This window comes from Listeria sp. SHR_NRA_18 (assembly GCF_003856515.1).
In the GTDB taxonomy this organism is placed as follows: domain Bacteria; phylum Bacillota; class Bacilli; order Lactobacillales; family Listeriaceae; genus Listeria_A; species Listeria_A newyorkensis.
Genome location: NZ_QPKR01000005.1, coordinates 151,670 through 167,097, shown reverse-complemented (window position 1 = coordinate 167,097; position 15,428 = coordinate 151,670). Strand labels below are relative to the sequence as shown.

General features: G+C 43.9%; 14 protein-coding genes. 3 read left to right on the top strand and 11 right to left on the bottom strand.

Annotated features, from left to right (window positions below):
* Positions 1-26: 26 nt before the first annotated feature.
* Both DUK53_RS09385 and DUK53_RS09380 read right to left on the bottom strand, forming a co-directional pair.
* Complete coding sequence (locus DUK53_RS09385) at positions 27-3,137, bottom strand: alpha-mannosidase (protein ID WP_036133445.1); 3,111 nt, start codon at positions 3,135-3,137, stop codon at positions 27-29.
* A gap of 104 nt (positions 3,138-3,241) precedes the next feature.
* Positions 3,242-3,946, bottom strand: coding sequence for an N-acetylmannosamine-6-phosphate 2-epimerase (locus DUK53_RS09380; RefSeq protein ID WP_036133443.1), 705 nt, complete (start codon positions 3,944-3,946; stop codon positions 3,242-3,244).
* A gap of 168 nt (positions 3,947-4,114) precedes the next feature.
* Between DUK53_RS09380 and DUK53_RS09375 the strand changes: the two genes are divergently transcribed.
* On the top strand, positions 4,115-5,068 hold the full coding sequence (locus DUK53_RS09375) for an LCP family glycopolymer transferase (RefSeq protein WP_036090521.1): 954 nt from the start codon (positions 4,115-4,117) through the stop codon (positions 5,066-5,068).
* A gap of 129 nt (positions 5,069-5,197) precedes the next feature.
* Here DUK53_RS09375 and DUK53_RS09370 read toward each other — a convergent pair whose 3' ends face one another.
* From DUK53_RS09370 to DUK53_RS09330, 9 genes are all read right to left on the bottom strand, one after another.
* The gene (locus DUK53_RS09370) at positions 5,198-6,043 is read right to left on the bottom strand and encodes an FUSC family protein (protein WP_036090519.1); all 846 of its coding nucleotides are present in this window, start codon (positions 6,041-6,043) and stop codon (positions 5,198-5,200) included.
* Entirely contained in the window at positions 6,040-6,951 is a 912-nt protein-coding gene (locus DUK53_RS09365; RefSeq protein ID WP_036090518.1) for a membrane protein, read from the bottom strand. Before DUK53_RS09365 ends, DUK53_RS09370 begins: the two co-directional genes overlap by 4 nt.
* A gap of 171 nt (positions 6,952-7,122) precedes the next feature.
* Positions 7,123-7,782 carry a potassium channel family protein gene (locus DUK53_RS09360; RefSeq protein ID WP_036090516.1) on the bottom strand — a complete coding sequence of 220 codons (660 nt, stop codon included), beginning with the start codon at positions 7,780-7,782 and terminating at the stop codon, positions 7,123-7,125.
* 17 nt (positions 7,783-7,799) lie between these two features.
* The gene (locus tag DUK53_RS09355) at positions 7,800-8,438 is read right to left on the bottom strand and encodes a response regulator (protein ID WP_036090513.1); all 639 of its coding nucleotides are present in this window, start codon (positions 8,436-8,438) and stop codon (positions 7,800-7,802) included.
* Positions 8,435-9,490 (bottom strand): sensor histidine kinase, encoded by a 1,056-nt coding sequence (locus DUK53_RS09350; protein WP_036090510.1) that lies wholly within the window; start codon positions 9,488-9,490, stop codon positions 8,435-8,437. Before DUK53_RS09350 ends, DUK53_RS09355 begins: the two co-directional genes overlap by 4 nt.
* Positions 9,487-10,200, bottom strand: a complete 714-nt coding sequence (liaF, locus tag DUK53_RS09345; protein WP_036090507.1) for a cell wall-active antibiotics response protein LiaF — start codon at positions 10,198-10,200, stop codon at positions 9,487-9,489. The genes DUK53_RS09350 and liaF overlap by 4 nt, the downstream gene beginning before the upstream one ends.
* A gap of 142 nt (positions 10,201-10,342) precedes the next feature.
* Positions 10,343-11,215, bottom strand: a complete 873-nt coding sequence (locus DUK53_RS09340; RefSeq protein ID WP_036133442.1) for a CvfB family protein — start codon at positions 11,213-11,215, stop codon at positions 10,343-10,345.
* Positions 11,216-11,323: 108 nt separating this feature from the next.
* Positions 11,324-12,016, bottom strand: a complete 693-nt coding sequence (locus DUK53_RS09335; protein WP_036133441.1) for a copper homeostasis protein CutC — start codon at positions 12,014-12,016, stop codon at positions 11,324-11,326.
* Between the two features lie 102 nt (positions 12,017-12,118).
* A complete protein-coding gene (locus tag DUK53_RS09330) occupies positions 12,119-12,610 on the bottom strand; it encodes a PTS sugar transporter subunit IIA (protein ID WP_036133439.1) in 492 nt (163 codons plus the stop codon).
* A gap of 355 nt (positions 12,611-12,965) precedes the next feature.
* On the opposite strand from DUK53_RS09330, the gene DUK53_RS17495 reads away from it, so the two are divergent.
* Together DUK53_RS17495 and DUK53_RS09325 are read left to right on the top strand one after the other, a co-directional pair.
* The gene (locus DUK53_RS17495) at positions 12,966-13,112 is read left to right on the top strand and encodes a hypothetical protein (RefSeq protein ID WP_156110614.1); all 147 of its coding nucleotides are present in this window, start codon (positions 12,966-12,968) and stop codon (positions 13,110-13,112) included.
* Positions 13,102-14,718, top strand: coding sequence for an immunoglobulin-like domain-containing protein (locus tag DUK53_RS09325; RefSeq protein ID WP_081964479.1), 1,617 nt, complete (start codon positions 13,102-13,104; stop codon positions 14,716-14,718). Before DUK53_RS17495 ends, DUK53_RS09325 begins: the two co-directional genes overlap by 11 nt.
* Positions 14,719-15,428 lie beyond the last annotated feature (710 nt).

Sequence of the window (15,428 nt, the reverse complement as noted above, 5' to 3'; positions counted from 1 at the left end):
ACCGTCCTCGTTAAGGTATCATGCTCTTATTTCAACTTAATTTTGAACGTTTTCACCTCATATGGCGTGACTGAAAAGGTCCATTCTCCTGTCTCCTCCTCACCAATTGGACGTTCCATCAAATCACATTCCTGCCATGATTTTATTTGGAAATCGCTCGTCATTATCACCTTACCCCGTCCGCCTGTATATTCATGCAACCGAACTATAATCGCATCGTCATCCTCCGCTTTTTTCAGAGCATCAATTTGAATTTGCTCATTATTTGACTGGAGTAACGAACGATTATCATGCGAACCAAGCGCAGCACGAAGCGGATTGTTAAGCGCCCAAGCCTCTTGTACCACGTCACCTTCCACAAAATCGCCTGCATGAGGTAGTAGGGAATACGTAAATACATGCTCGCCTTGATCTTGCGTCACATCTGGATACGTCGCCGATTTCAACAACGTCAAGCGCATCACATGATCTTTAATATCGTGTCCATATTTACAATTATTCAAAATACTGACACCATATCCCGTCTCACTTAAATCCGCCCATTGATGCCCCACAGTCTCAAAACGTGCATAATCCCAGCTCGTATTCCAATGCGTCGGACGCTTCACATTCCCGTATTGAATATCATACGTCGCTTCCGTCGCCATCACATCCACAGGGAACGCCACTTTTAAAAGTTGCTGCTTTTCATGCCAATCCAGCTCCGTTTCAAAATCAATCCGCGCACTGTCACGATAAAAATGAATATTTTGCGCAAGTCTCGAACGCCCGTACAACCACTCCATCCGTAGCGTCGTTTGCAGTTCGCCATTCTGAGTCACCGTCACACTTTCCAGTTGCGTCACCTCACGCATTTTTTCCTGATAATAAATATCAATATCCCACGCATCAAAATTCAGCGGTTTATCCTCAAAAACTTGCAACACATTACCGCGCTCACCTTTTGCAAGGACATCTCGTTCATTCGCCTTATCAAAAATCGCCGTGAATTGCCCGGCTTCATTCCAAGTGACGCGGTAACGATTCGTCTCCAAACCGCGATCATGAACTTGCGCCAATGGCTTCCCGTCAGACGGTTTCGTATCCACCTCATACGTCAGCGTCGCCGTCCCCATCGAAGGCAAGCCAGCCACAGCAACCAGCCAACTCCCCGCTAAATTCCGCTGCGCATCCAACCGTTTCCCATCCGCATCCTTCCAAATCACCGGCTCATCCGTCGCAATCGCGATCTCCGCCAAACGCGGTCGCTCCCAAATCGAACTATTCAGCAACGTCATCTTATTCGGCGCATCCTCGTCCATCGCGCTCATCTCGTCATACGCCATCAACGCCAAATTCTCCGCCTCATCATACTCCACGACACAATCCTCATACACCTCATGAATCGACGAACCCGGAATAATATCATGGAACTGATTCCGCAACACAATGCGCCAACTCTCCTGCAAAAGATCACTCGGATACGCCGCAAAATCTCCCGTCCGCACCGCCTGCAACACTTGGAACCATTCCGCATCCCGAAGCAACAACTCCAATTTCCGGTTCATTTTCTTGTTATGCGCCTGCGAAGTATACGTCCCGCGATGATATTCAAAATAAAGCTCGCCATTCCACGTATGCACGTACTCGTCCGTATTTTCCACCCGCTCATGCAACCGCTCAAAATAAGGTCCCGCCAGTCCCGTCTCCACTTTTGGCATACCTGGCATCCTGTCAAACCGCTCAATCATTTCCAACATCTCGCGCGTCGGACCACCGCCACCATCGCCATACCCGTACGAAACGAGCAACTCCTGATTCAGATTCTTGTCATTATAACTATCCCAAACACCCTTCACCGCACGCGCCGTAATGTTCCCATTGTACGTGTAATAATTATCATGCGCATTATCCGGCGTCGTAATAAAATGCGTCAAAATCTCCGAACCATCAATCCCGCGCCACCAAAACGTATCATGCGGCATCTTATTAAACTGATTCCAGCTGATTTTCGTCGTCATAAACGTCTCAATCCCTGACTTCTTCAAAATCTGCGGCAACGCCCAACTATACCCAAACACATCCGGCAACCATAAAAACTTGCTCTCCTTGCCAAACTCCTCCTTAAAGAACCGCGTCCCCTGCAAAATTTGGCGCACCAACGACTCACCAGACGGAATATTACAATCCGCTTCCAGCCACATTCCGCCGTCCGCTTCCCAACGCCCGTCCGCAACCCGCGCCTTAATCTTCGCATAAATATCCGGATAATCCTCCTTAATATACGCATACAACTGCGGCTGCGACTGCAAAAACTCATAATTCGGGTACTGCTCCATCAAACGCATCACCGTCGAAAAGGAGCGCGCCGACTTCTCGCGCGTATGCTTCAAACGCCATAACCACGCCACATCAATATGCGTATGCCCCACACACGTCACCGTCACATCAAAATTTTTCGGCATCGCATCAATTTTCGCATTCAGCACCCGTCCCGCCTCATACAACGACGCCAAATGCTCCGCGCCTCCGGGATTCGCCCAATCAATCACCCGAAAACTATGATCCAGCGCCTGCATCAAACCATAACGCTCCGTGCTGTTCTCCGCCAAATAATCAAGCGTTTGCAATGCCGCCAAAGCCGTATAATAAAGATCATCCACCGCAACATCCAAATACCCAATAAACGCCGCATTCAGTCGATGCTCCTGCGTCCTAACCTGACCGCCACCCTCAAGCCCAGACCAAAGCCTAAACGTCAACTCCACCCGCGTCCCCGCAAGCGCATCATCAAAAAACACTTCCTTATGATTCTGATCCACACCCTGATACGGCTCGCCATCGACAAACAACAACGATTCAAAACCAGCATTATTCCCATCGCCCGTCTTCCCAAAATCAAAAAATCCGAGAATCCGACAACCCTCCCGTTTCTCCGGCAACACAACATTCGCCCGCAACCAAACGTAACGATCCCGCCCACGCCAATCCGATCCCAGCGCAATCGTCTCCTTGAAATCCAGCCCAACCGGGTAACTCCCAATCGCACCATCCACATCTTCCAATATACCAAAATCCGAGATAAGCTCCGATTTCACATACCGATACGAATCAACCTCCGCATTCCGATTCTGCACCTTTTCCTTCGTCCAAAACATACCCTCACACCTTCCAGTTAGTTAAACGCTTTCATAATGGAAATATATCATAGAAACACAACGAGTCAACTAGACAAACTAAAGAAAAAGAAATTCGCGCTTCATCACGAATTCCCTTTCAAAACATCTACAAATCGCGCCGTAATCAACTGCGGTCTAGTAATCGCTCCACCAACTACAATCGCAAATACGCCAATATCCTGAACACGTTTCGCAATGTCCGGTGTCAGCACGTTCCCTTCCGCAATAATCCGCGCCACGCGAACCTCACGCACAATGTCACGCAAAAGCGCAAAGTCATCGTCTGCAATTTTTTTCCCCTTCGTCTCTTCCGTATAGCCAAATAAAGTCGGCGCCACAAAATCGAATCCTAATTTTTCCGCTGCGATCGCCTCAGCAAGCGTCGCGACATCCGCCATAAATAACTGATCCGGATACTTGCGTCTAATTTCGGGAAACAACTCCGCGATTACCGTTCCATCAGGCCGAACCCGACTCGTCCCGTCCATCGCGACAATCTCTGCTCCCGTCGCCACAATCTCGTCCACTTCTTGCATTGTCGGCGTGATAAACACAGGACACGCGCCATAATTCTTCTTATAAATCCCGATAACAGGCAAATCCACTTCCGCTTTGATCGCCTCAATGTCCACCGCCGAATTCGCCCGAATCCCGACCGCCCCGCCAACCTTCGCAGCAAGCGCCATTTTCGTCATAATATACGGACTATGTAACGGCTCATCCTCGAGCGCCTGGCACGAAACAATCAACCCTTGCGACATTTTTGAAACCTTTTCTTCCTCTTTCATGGCAAAATTCCTCCCAATTTATCATTAAATTCTAATTTGATTTATAGCCCTTGGAGTGATACCATTATGTTAGTGTTAATTTTAACAATAATGCAATACTTATACCACTTACAGAGACTACTTAAATAAATTAGACGTGTCAACACACACAGAAAGATAGGACTAAATATGGATACAATTCGCTTTCAACCCTTTGAGAAACAGCCATCCAGACTGATGCATCGACTCCAAATCTCCTTTGTTATCCTACTCGGCATTGCCTTCACATTAGGAGCCTTCGCCATTCACTATTATAACGGTATCCAGCAAACATTGAACAGCATTCACGTACCATTGTCTAAAGATAAAGCTTCCACTAGTACACTCACCGATGGCCACGCATTTTCCATTCTGATGATTGGGACTGATGCCCGTGCTGGCGAAACAAATGGTCGCTCCGATTCCATGATTCTCGCAACCATTAACAAAGAAAAGAATTCCGTGAAGATGCTCAGTATCCCACGTGATACGAAAGTAACCTACGATGACGGCAATATTGGCAAAATAAATGGTAGCTATTCTAAAGGTGGCGCAGAAGGTACTGTAGGCGCCGTGGAGAAGCTGATGAACGTTCCGATCGATTATTACGTTACGATCAATATGAAAGGCTTCAGCGACCTCGTATCAGCTGTAGGCGGTGTTCGCGTCACGAATGATATTAATCTAACCGAAGTCAACAAACGCTTTGTCAAAGGCAAGATTGACCTAAACGGAAAAGAAGCCCTGCAATACGTACGCATTCGCCATGAAGACCCCCGCGGAGATTTTGGCCGTCAAGACCGTCAACGCGATGTTATCATGGGAATCAGTAACGAACTCGCAGGCACCGCTTCTATCACACATTTCAACAAACTTCTAAAAGCAGTCGGCGACAATTTCACGACCAACCTCGCGATGGACGACATCATAGAAATTGCAACGAAATATTCTAGCGTCCGAAACGATGTCGACACACTCAAAATGGAAGGAGAAGGCGTCTCGATTTACAGTGAAGCTTACGGTTTCAATCTGTATTACTACGAACCAGAAGCCAAATCCAAAGCAGCAGCAACCAAAGCCTTCCGAGAACATCTAGGTTTATAGGCATATCCATTATAAATCGGCGACAAGCGCTCGATTTGTGTAAAGCAAGATTCACGTCTTACCTAAAAGGGGGACGTGATGTCTTGCTTATTTTTGTGGGATGCAAGTCTTATACTATACTTCTTTATTTTATATCAGCTGTATCTCTTGCTTCGTTTTTCCGTAAAGCCGATTTAACGTCTCTTCATGGAAAGAAATGACTTCCTGCAAACCAGGTTCCCTGTTCTCAGAAATCGGATGATGATACAGAATCTCCAAATTATGCAACATCTGCTCCAAATCATGAATAAGCGACAACATCGGTTCTGAATCCTCCACTTTAGGCACAAAACTGCTGTCATTCACAATCGTCATCCGCTCTTGCTTCAACGCCTGCAACGCTTTCCAAGCCGCAACCAACTCCTCATGTAGCGCCTCTTGCTTTTGATATTTCGCACGGATTTTCTCGATTTGTGTCAAGCAAGCCTTGGCATGGTCATAAAATACGCGATTCATCTCCGTTTTCTTTTTCGGGTAAAGCGCGTAGACGAGGAAACCAATCGTGAGGCCAATCAGCGTATCAATCATCCGGTTATTAATGTAGAGCACCGGCTCGCCTTCTCCTTTTCCGACTAAAACCATGACCGTGATAACCGCCATAACCGGCGTAAATTTACCGACAAAAAGATATCCCCATAACACCGCAACCGTCGCTGCAATGGGTATCATCAGAAAGTGGTGGTCTGGAACGATAAAATAGAACACAACGCCCGTCAAACCACCAGCAACCGTCCCAATAATACGCTCGATACTCGATTTATACGTCGCGCCTTTCGTCAACTGCGCGGTGATGTAAATCGCATTAAATACATACGTCGGATAAACAATATACTTACCGAAAAATGGATATAGCAAAACACAAATCGCCATACTGATAAGTACCTTTGCAACGCGCGGATCGAGCGCCAAACGTTCTCTTAAAGTTGCTTTTTTCATGCGATTCCACCTCCACTAAGCGTCTGGATACTTGCGCGTATAGCTTGGATTCCTTTTGTAAACTCTTGAATGTGGAAAGTCAAAATCGAATCCCCATCCGCGACAAAAGCCACGTCCTCGATTCCAACCGCTTGCAAGTTCCCCTTCGCCGTTTCATCCACTCGGTACGCACCCAATTCCGAAATCGTTAATAAGCTAAAGTAAGCCTGCAAATAAGACGCCAATGTTTTTTGATAAATCTCAACATGCACTGGATCACTCTGTTTCCCCGCTGAATATTCGCGAATCAACATTTGCGACTGCACAAAAATGCCATACAATGGCTTCGGTTTTCCCGCTTCTTTTTTCACTAATATAGTATTTAGTTCCTTTTGTAACAGCATCATCGTCTGCTTCATCATCATCTGAATCGATTTCTCCACTGGAATATGCACAAAACGCACAATCAACCGCACGATGATAAAAAAGAAACCGACGTCCACAATCGCAATCAGCAGCACTGCCCAATACGGTATCGTCATATCAGACGTGTCTAGGAAAAACAAAGCTGTCCCAATCGCCATCGTGATGACCATATATTTCTGCGGCATAATAAAGTTAATCGCAAGCAGTGCAATCACCATCACCACAAAATAAACGTACACACTGTTATCAAAAAAGCTTGATGCAATGCCGACAATCACGCAGGCCAACACAAACATCACGCCGATTTTCGACATCGCTTTCTTTGTGAAACCACTCGTTGGCTGAATCGAAATAATCCCCATTAATAAGGCGATCGGAAGCAGTCCTATTAATTGCGGCACGATCAGCGTATGGACACCGACACAAACCACCGCAAAAATAAAGACTTGTAACATATGTATGAGTCCCTTCATTCCTAACTTGGCTAAAATAAGTTTTTTCATTCTGCGTTGTTCCCTTCTTTTTCTGATTTTAGTATCACCTAGAAAGTTTATCACATAATGCGTCATTCGGATACTTCTTTTTCATATACCCTAGTTCCCCGCCAACTAGTCCTATTAAAAAGCAAAATAAAAAAGGCTTCGCATCCAGTTTCATGCTCACCTTTTCGACTTTTATTGAATTTGTTCCTGCAAACGCTCAATATCATCATCGCTACCAATCACAATGAGAACATCGCTAGACTGCAATACATCCGTTGCTTCCGGCGTAATAATCATCTGTTTATCCCGCTTAATCCCAACGATATTCACGCCAAACGTATTCCGGAAATCGAGTTCGTGCAAGCTTTTGCCTAGGAATCGGCGACTCGAAACGGAAATCTCGACTAGGCTGTACTCATCCGAAAGCTCCAAATAATCCAGCATGTTTTTAGACACGATATAATGCGCGATCCGGCGACCCATATCACGCTCCGGATGCACCACCCGATCTGCGCCAATTTTATCGAGCAATTTCGCGTGTTTGTCATTCGTCGCCTTGGCCGTCACGTATTTCACGCCCATCTCTTTCAAAATCAGCGTCGTCAAAATACTCGACTGAATATCCTCACCAATCGATACTATCACGTGCTCAAAATTCCTGATCCCAAGTTGGCGCAACGCATTCTCGTCCGTCGAATTACAAATCACGGCATGCGTCGCGATCGACATAAATTCGTTGACACGTTCCTCGCTTGAGTCAATAGCCAGCACTTCCATCCCTTGCTCGACCAGCGACTTACAAATACTACCGCCAAAACGTCCCAATCCAATAACTGCAAATCCTTCTTTCATCGCAAAAATCCGCCCCCTTACTCTTTGTCAACAAGGTCGTGTTTAAACGCATAAATCGCCGCTTGCGTCCGGTCCTGCACGTCCAGCTTCGATAAAATATTACTCACATGCGTCTTCACTGTTTTTAGCGTTATAAAAAGTTCATCCGCAATTTCCTGATTCGACTTACCTTCTGCGATCAACAATAGAATCTCATTTTCCCGATTCGTCAAATCATCATGCAAATTCTTCTCAGGTTTCGCCGTCAAACGCTGCATCATTTTCCCGGTTACTTCTGGTTCTAATACAGAATCCCCGCCATATGTAGCACGAATAGCATCTGCAATCTCGCCCGCCGTCGACGTTTTCAGCATATAGCTCGACGCGCCCGCTTCAAGCGCTGGATACACCTTCTCATCATCAATAAAACTCGTCACAATGATAATCTTCGCCGTTTTCCACTGACGCATAATTTCCTGCGTCGCCTCGATCCCGTCCATTTCATCCATCACTAAGTCCATCAAAATAATATCCGGGCGTAGCTCCATCGCAAGCTCCACGCCTTCGCGACCATTCTCCGCTTCCCCAACGACTTCCATATCATCCTGCACCGAAAGATACGCGGACACACCGATTCGCACCATTTCGTGATCGTCTACTAGTAAAACTTTTATCATTCACCGTCCACATCCTTTTTCTTCACCAGTGGAATCTTAATCTCCACACTCGTTCCCTTTTTAGGAAAACTAATGATTTTAATCGAGCCGCCAAATTCAGCCACCCGTTCACGCATATTCTGCAAACCATACGAACCCGTCTGCGGTTTATTCATATCAAAGCCGACACCATCATCGACCACTTTTAAAACGACCAAATTATCAATCACGATCATCCGAACTTCCAGCAAATTCGCCTTCGAGTGACGTAACGTATTAGAAAGCAACTCTTGCACAATTCGGAATAAATGATCCTCGATACCCTTCTGGAACGAAATATCCTCAATTTGCCATTCCACCTGAATCGGTAACTTCGTCGTCAGCTCTTTCAGCAACAACTCAATCCCCATTTTCAGCGACTTGCCTTCCAACTGAATCGGGCGTAAATGTAACAATAACGCGCGCATTTCCGACTGCGATTCATTAACAATCGACTCGACCATTTTCAGCTGTTTCTGCATCATCGGCGTCGCATTCTTTGCGCTTTGTTCATTGAGCGCCGACAACAGCATCATCGCCGCAAAAAGTTGCTGGCTCACCGAATCATGCAATTCCCGCGCAATCCTGTGCCGCTCCTCCGCTAAAATAGCCTCTTTCGTCTGGCCAGTCGTCTCCGCGCGCTCATTCGCGATTTCCTGCGTCATCATCGTCTGCGCCTTCATTTTTTCACGCAACCGCTCAATCTGATTATACACCTGCTGAATCTCCGTGTAAATTTCCTCATCGTCCGCCGGCTTCTTCTCCAATTCCCCCTGCTCTAAAAGCCGCAATGAAAAATCAATCGCCTCGAACTTCCGCTTAATAATATAACCAATCACCGCTCCGACAATCAGTCCAATCGAAATCGCCATCAACACGATAAAAACGATAAACGGCAAGTAAAAGATCTTTTTGCCAATCAAAAGGTCATACCATGAAATATCGCCACCCGATTGATAAATCACCGTTGTTCCAAGTGTCGCAAGCAGTAACAAACCTGTCGTCGTCGCCATCGAGGCACGTGTAAACGTCATAGTCTAATCACCTCTAAATCACCAAGCACGACAGACGTTATGATTTTCACCTTACGCGGCGCCGTTTCATAATTATCCGAATAAAGCTTAATCGTATCATTTTGCACGACCGTACTTTCCTTATCATACTGCAAATGCCCGAAAATCGCCGAGTGCTCCAGACAAATTCCCAAATCAAACGGCACTAACAATCGAATCTTGCCCGAAAAACTCCGAATCAAAACAACACTCTCACCCGTCGGCAAAACCGTATTACCAAGATCGATAATCGTATCACCAATACCCGTTTGAATGTTGATATTATCCCATTCATATACCACATCTAGCACCCGCTGATTACCAAACCACTGATTGCGAATAAACGTATTGCGCGGATTCAAATTCTCCGCTGTCTCCTTCGTCTTCACCATTAATAACTGCGGCGCACGCTTACGGCTCACATAATAATACACAGCAAAAATCCCTGCGATCACCAAACCAATTTTGAAAGTCGCCGTTAAAAGAACCGAAATCAAAATAAATACCGCGGCAATAAAAAGTCTTGACCGAGCTTTCTTTTTCGGAATACCTTCTTTACGCGACGTGAATAAAAAACAAATACCAATCGCAAATAACACGAGTAATTCCCATCTGAAAAGCATCTCAAATGCGATACCCACCGCGACTAAAACCAAGAATAAGAAAATAAACGAACCTTCTAATTTTTTCATCTGAATACACCCCCTTTGCTGTCAAATTTTGAGTCAGACTCAAATAACGGGTAACTAGAATTTTAACTTCTGCTCCCATTATAAAGTGCGGAATACAGTCACAACAGCCGCTATGGCTCGAACTATCTCTCCATCTTAAGTCTTATTTTTCGCTATCTTCTTCTATTAAATACGTGAACCCGTCCTCTTGCTTAATCCGGCATTCCTTCATTAAACTGCCCAACGCTCGTTTAAACTGCGCCTTACTCACGCCAAATTTAGCACGAATCGCATCCGGATCAGATTTATCGGAAAACGCCATTTTACCGCCAACACTTCGCAAATACGTCAAAATCATTTCGGCATCATCGCCCAACACTTCATGCACCCGTCCACGCAACGATAAATTCAGCGTCCCATCCGGTTTCACAGCAATCACGCGCGCATCCAATTTCTGCCCAAGACGCGGTTCAGATGTCCGCTCCGTCTCATGAATAAAGCCAATATGCCCGTCCTCCGTAATCACAAACGTCCCGACTTTCAACAACCGGTAAACCGTTCCCGTCACGTTTTGATTAAACATATCTTGCGTCGCTTTTGTCGAGATTGCTTTAAAATCATGCTCTTCACCAAGCACGCCCCAAACCCGTTCCTTCTCGTCCACGCGCAACATAATCATTAAGCGATCGTTCTTTTTCGGCCACAAATGGTTCAGCGCCGGCATGTCATCCATTGAAACAACAACATCTTTCGGAATGCCGATATCCACAAATACGCCTAAATCCTTGCGCACATCCGTCACCGTTCCCCAAGCAAATTTCCCAACTTGCGCTTTCGGGATAATCGTCGTCGCCACAACCTCATGATCATAATCACGATAAATAAACACGGTTTCCGTATCCCCGACCACCAAGTCCAAGTTAGACGCATTCGTAAGCGGTAACTTCACTTCCACGCCACGCTTTTCTAACATAAAATATTCTTCCTCTTTTGCAATAACGGTCATCACTTGCGCCGTTCCAATCATATTTATCAACTTTTCCACCTCATTAGTTATTCTGTCCCTATTATAGCCTAAATCAAGAAGTCGGTACAGCCTATTCCATTAAAAAAGCCGAACCATCCTCAGCTCGACTTTTCCATCCTATTTAATCGCTTCCTGCAGCGCCCTAATCTTCGCCACATCAAGCCCTTTGCTAAAATCACCATCAATACGCGCGCCACCACCAACATGATATTGCGTGTTATGAAGCGTTTCATGCAACAAACCGATATTATCCGGCGTCACACCACTTCCCACCAAAATTTCAAAAGAAGTCATATCCGTCTGGCTATCCGCGACCCATTTTTTCAAGCGACCGATCGTATCCGTCGCCTTATCCCCGCCACCCGACGTCAAAACTTGCGTAATATTATTGCCATATTCCCGAAGCACCGCGTACGCTTTATCGATATCTTGCGCACTCTCAATCGCCCGGTGGAACGTCAAATCCATGTCGCCCTTCCAATCAATCACATTCTCCAACAAATCGCGATCAATCTCGCCAGCCTTCGTCAACGCACCAAAAACAATCCCGCTCGCACCAAGTTCCTGCGCCATCAAAATATCCTCCTGCATAATCGCGATATCATACGCATCATAATGAAACGAATGGCTATGCGGACGAATCATCACCATCGCAGGCACCTTAATATCTTGCGTAATCTGCTTAATAACCCCATAACTCGGCGTCAAGCCACCCTCACTAATAGCTGAAACAACCTCTAACCGATCCACACCAAAATGCTCCGCTTCCGATGCTTCCCGTATATTCTCAACAATAACTTCAAGTACCATAATTCCAACTCCTCATCCAACTCTAACTATGTATTATTCTATCTTAAAACGCCTCGAAAAGAAACGAAAAGCATTGCCTCGAAGAACAATGCCCGTCCATCATTATTTAGTTTTTGATTCAAATACAACTGTATCGCCAGCAACAACATCTGTCACAGCTTTCCAATCAAAATCATATTTATTCTCCATGCTGTTCGTTACAACCATTGGAATAACTGTGCTACTCGCATTTTTCTCGATGAAATCGAGATCCGCCTCCACAATTGGTTGTCCTACTGTCACTTTATCCCCTAAAGAAACAAGTACGTTAAATCCTTCACCTTTAAGCGCAACCGTCTCCAAACCAATATGAACCAATATCTCTTGACCAAGTTCAGATCTGATTCCAAACGCATGCTTCGTGTCAGCGATTTGAATAATTTCACCCGCGACCGGCGCTACAACAGTGCCACTCGTTGGTTTAATCGCCATTCCCTCACCCATCATTTTTTGACTAAAAACTGGATCTGGAACATCTTCCAATTTCACAAATTGTCCCGTTGCGTGCGCCACAACCGCTTCAGCTTTATCTTTTTTAAACATTTTTTTAAACATAATCTATTCCTCCTAAAAAATTATTCCACTTCCATTGTACATTAAATTCAGATGAAAAGGCACAGAAAAAATCAAATTCCGACTAAAATTGTTTCACTTACATCTTTCATATATGCTTAAAATAACAATATAAAGTTATTGTATTCCGCACGTCACAACAAATTTTATCCTCTCGCTCCCATCAACTAAATTAGTATAAATGTGACGAAATGTTCATTTAAAATCTCTAAATAACGGAAATACTGTATTTTTTTCCTCCAAATAACAGGTACGATAAGAGTTCATGCACTGCTTTTTACAAATTGCACACTTACTGATTATGAGGTTATGAACATCTCAAGAAGGAGACGGAAAAATGAAAAGAAAAACAGCTAGCTTATTTTTTACAATGCTTACACTAATCATCATTGGAGGTTTCTCATATCCAGTGTACGCTGATGAAGTACGTACAAAAGAAGCATATGTACTAGAAGAACCTACTTGGCTTAACAATTCATTTTAAGGGTGTCAGTAGCAGTGAATATACAACCGCACAAGTAGACCTGAACAAAGAAACACTTGCTATCGAAAACAATTATGCAAATGTTAATCCTGGTCTTGGTAGCTCTCTTTATTCAAAAATTGAAGTGCTTAATACTGCAGGAACAGTAACCTATTCTAGAGAAACACTTGCAAATGAAAAACTTTCACTTAGCACGAGTAATACGACTATCAAAGAAGGATACAAAGTTCGAATTTTCCATGCTAATCCTAATCTTTTATCAATCGACAACATGACAATAGCTAATTCATCCGCCAACACACAAACATTCCTTGTTACAAAATTAGGCTTACAACAAATCGGTAGCACGACAAATATGAAAGCAAACTTAACTACTATTATTGAAAAAGGAGCTAAGGTTATTCGAGATAATGACTCCATGCTAACTAGTCCCTATGTAGAAGGCAAAGATGATTTACTATTAGCTATCAATCTTTTAGATGAACCGGCTAAATCCACTTTATTAGACGACTACAAAGACGTACTGCCTAATTCAGAGCTAGATCCCAAAAATAAATTTACCGCTCCCATTCTGGACGAGCTACATCCAAATGATACCGCCATTTCTGGTAAAGTCCCAGCTAATTACGGCTTAATAATGAACATATACAATCTTGATGGCTCCTACAAAAAATATTTACACTATACTGAAGAAGATAGAAGTTTCAGCATTCCTTTTGATTATTACGGTAAAGCTATCACCTTAGTACCAGGTATGCGGGTGGAAATCTTCTATAAACAAGCAGATTTAATCAGCCCGTCTACTATCAAAACAGTTCTTGCCCCCGTTGATTCTTACTCATTGACTGCAAACGATTATGCTTTTGGTGACACCGAACTGTCTGGCACTTTTAGTAGCAACATCGCAAAAGTTCGCCTCTGGATTAATGATAAAGCCGTCACACAAGCTACAACCAACTCTGCTGGCGTCTTCACTTTCCCTGCCGCCGCTAATTTTATTGTAAAAGCTACTGATAAGGTTGAAATTGTTGGGGTCGATGCGTCGTATAACGAGAAAAAGCGTATTCGCCTCTCTATAAAAGGATCCCCAATTGCAACGACCTCGCTCACTGCTGATGCATACACAATTGGTACAAACACATTGAATGGTACTTTTGGAAAAAGCGTTGCTAAAGTTCGCTTATGGGTCAATGGAAAAGCTGTTACACAAGCTACGACAACATCAGACGGTGACTACACATTCACAAATATTGCAAGTTTTATTAAAAATGCCACCGATAGAGTCGAAATTGTTGGGGTTAATGCGCAGTACCAAGAGCTTAATCGAATAGATGTTGTAGTAAGCGACTTAGCACCACTCGACAATGGACTAACTGCCATCCCATTTAATATAGGAGATAACACACTCACAGGCACGTTTGGAAAGAACGTAGCTAAAGTTCGTTTATGGGTTAATGGGAACCTGAAGCAACAAGCTACTACTAAGAATGGTGGCTATACATTCACAAGCACGAACTACTTCATTACAAGTCCAGATGATGTCGTCGAAGTTATCGGTGTAGACGCACAGTATAAAGAAGTTTCAAAAATAACATTATCTCTTTAGTTTTTAGAAAACAAACGTAACAAATTGTTCATAAAATGAAGCAAAAAACAGGAAGTACTGTGTTTTTTTCCAGTTCTATACATGGTATTCTTAATGAGTAAGGTAAACGGGTAACACAAACAACACTAAGAACACCTTACTCATAAGAATCTTGTTCTGACGCAAAAATCATAATCAAGATCACAACCTACCAATGCGTTGCAACATAAGTATAGGAGGAATTAGAAATAAAAGCGTAACAAAGTTTTCACATTTAAAACTAGAAAACAAGAAGTACTGTATTTTTTTCAACACCAAGTCATGTTATTCTTTTAAAGTAAGTTATGAGCCAAATACACTCATCACTTACAAGATTGAAAAGAAAGAAAAATCAGATTTAGTATTAAATAATAATCGCATCAAATCGATGCAAATAAACTTTTGGAGGAATTATAAAAAATGAATAAGAATATCAAAAAAGTAGCAGCAGTGATTTTAGCAACAAACGTATTGGCAAGCACAGTGATTACAACTTTACCGACAGGAACGCATGCAGCAGAACAACAAGGAACTACACAACAAACTAGTACCGAGCTTGCAGAAATTTTTTCTTTAAATCCATTGGTTTCAGGCTCTCAAATAAGTGGAATATTCCCAACTAAAGATACTTTATTGTCTCTTGCTGATGAAAAACATTTCGGAACTTTATTCCAGACAGCTGTATATCTCCT

What these genes read in the sequence shown, in the direction of transcription:
- DUK53_RS09385 (WP_036133445.1), bottom strand. Translation starts at nt 3,137, where the DNA reads ATGTTTTGGACGAAGGAAAAGGTGCAGAATCGGAATGCGGAGGTTGAT.
- DUK53_RS09380 (WP_036133443.1), bottom strand. Translation starts at nt 3,946, where the DNA reads ATGAAAGAGGAAGAAAAGGTTTCAAAAATGTCGCAAGGGTTGATTGTT.
- DUK53_RS09375 (WP_036090521.1), top strand. Translation starts at nt 4,115, where the DNA reads ATGGATACAATTCGCTTTCAACCCTTTGAGAAACAGCCATCCAGACTG.
- DUK53_RS09370 (WP_036090519.1), bottom strand. Translation starts at nt 6,043, where the DNA reads ATGAAAAAAGCAACTTTAAGAGAACGTTTGGCGCTCGATCCGCGCGTT.
- DUK53_RS09365 (WP_036090518.1), bottom strand. Translation starts at nt 6,951, where the DNA reads ATGAAAAAACTTATTTTAGCCAAGTTAGGAATGAAGGGACTCATACAT.
- DUK53_RS09360 (WP_036090516.1), bottom strand. Translation starts at nt 7,782, where the DNA reads ATGAAAGAAGGATTTGCAGTTATTGGATTGGGACGTTTTGGCGGTAGT.
- DUK53_RS09355 (WP_036090513.1), bottom strand. Translation starts at nt 8,438, where the DNA reads ATGATAAAAGTTTTACTAGTAGACGATCACGAAATGGTGCGAATCGGT.
- DUK53_RS09350 (WP_036090510.1), bottom strand. Translation starts at nt 9,490, where the DNA reads ATGACGTTTACACGTGCCTCGATGGCGACGACGACAGGTTTGTTACTG.
- liaF (WP_036090507.1), bottom strand. Translation starts at nt 10,200, where the DNA reads ATGAAAAAATTAGAAGGTTCGTTTATTTTCTTATTCTTGGTTTTAGTC.
- DUK53_RS09335 (WP_036133441.1), bottom strand. Translation starts at nt 12,016, where the DNA reads ATGGTACTTGAAGTTATTGTTGAGAATATACGGGAAGCATCGGAAGCG.
- DUK53_RS09330 (WP_036133439.1), bottom strand. Translation starts at nt 12,610, where the DNA reads ATGTTTAAAAAAATGTTTAAAAAAGATAAAGCTGAAGCGGTTGTGGCG.
- DUK53_RS17495 (WP_156110614.1), top strand. Translation starts at nt 12,966, where the DNA reads ATGAAAAGAAAAACAGCTAGCTTATTTTTTACAATGCTTACACTAATC.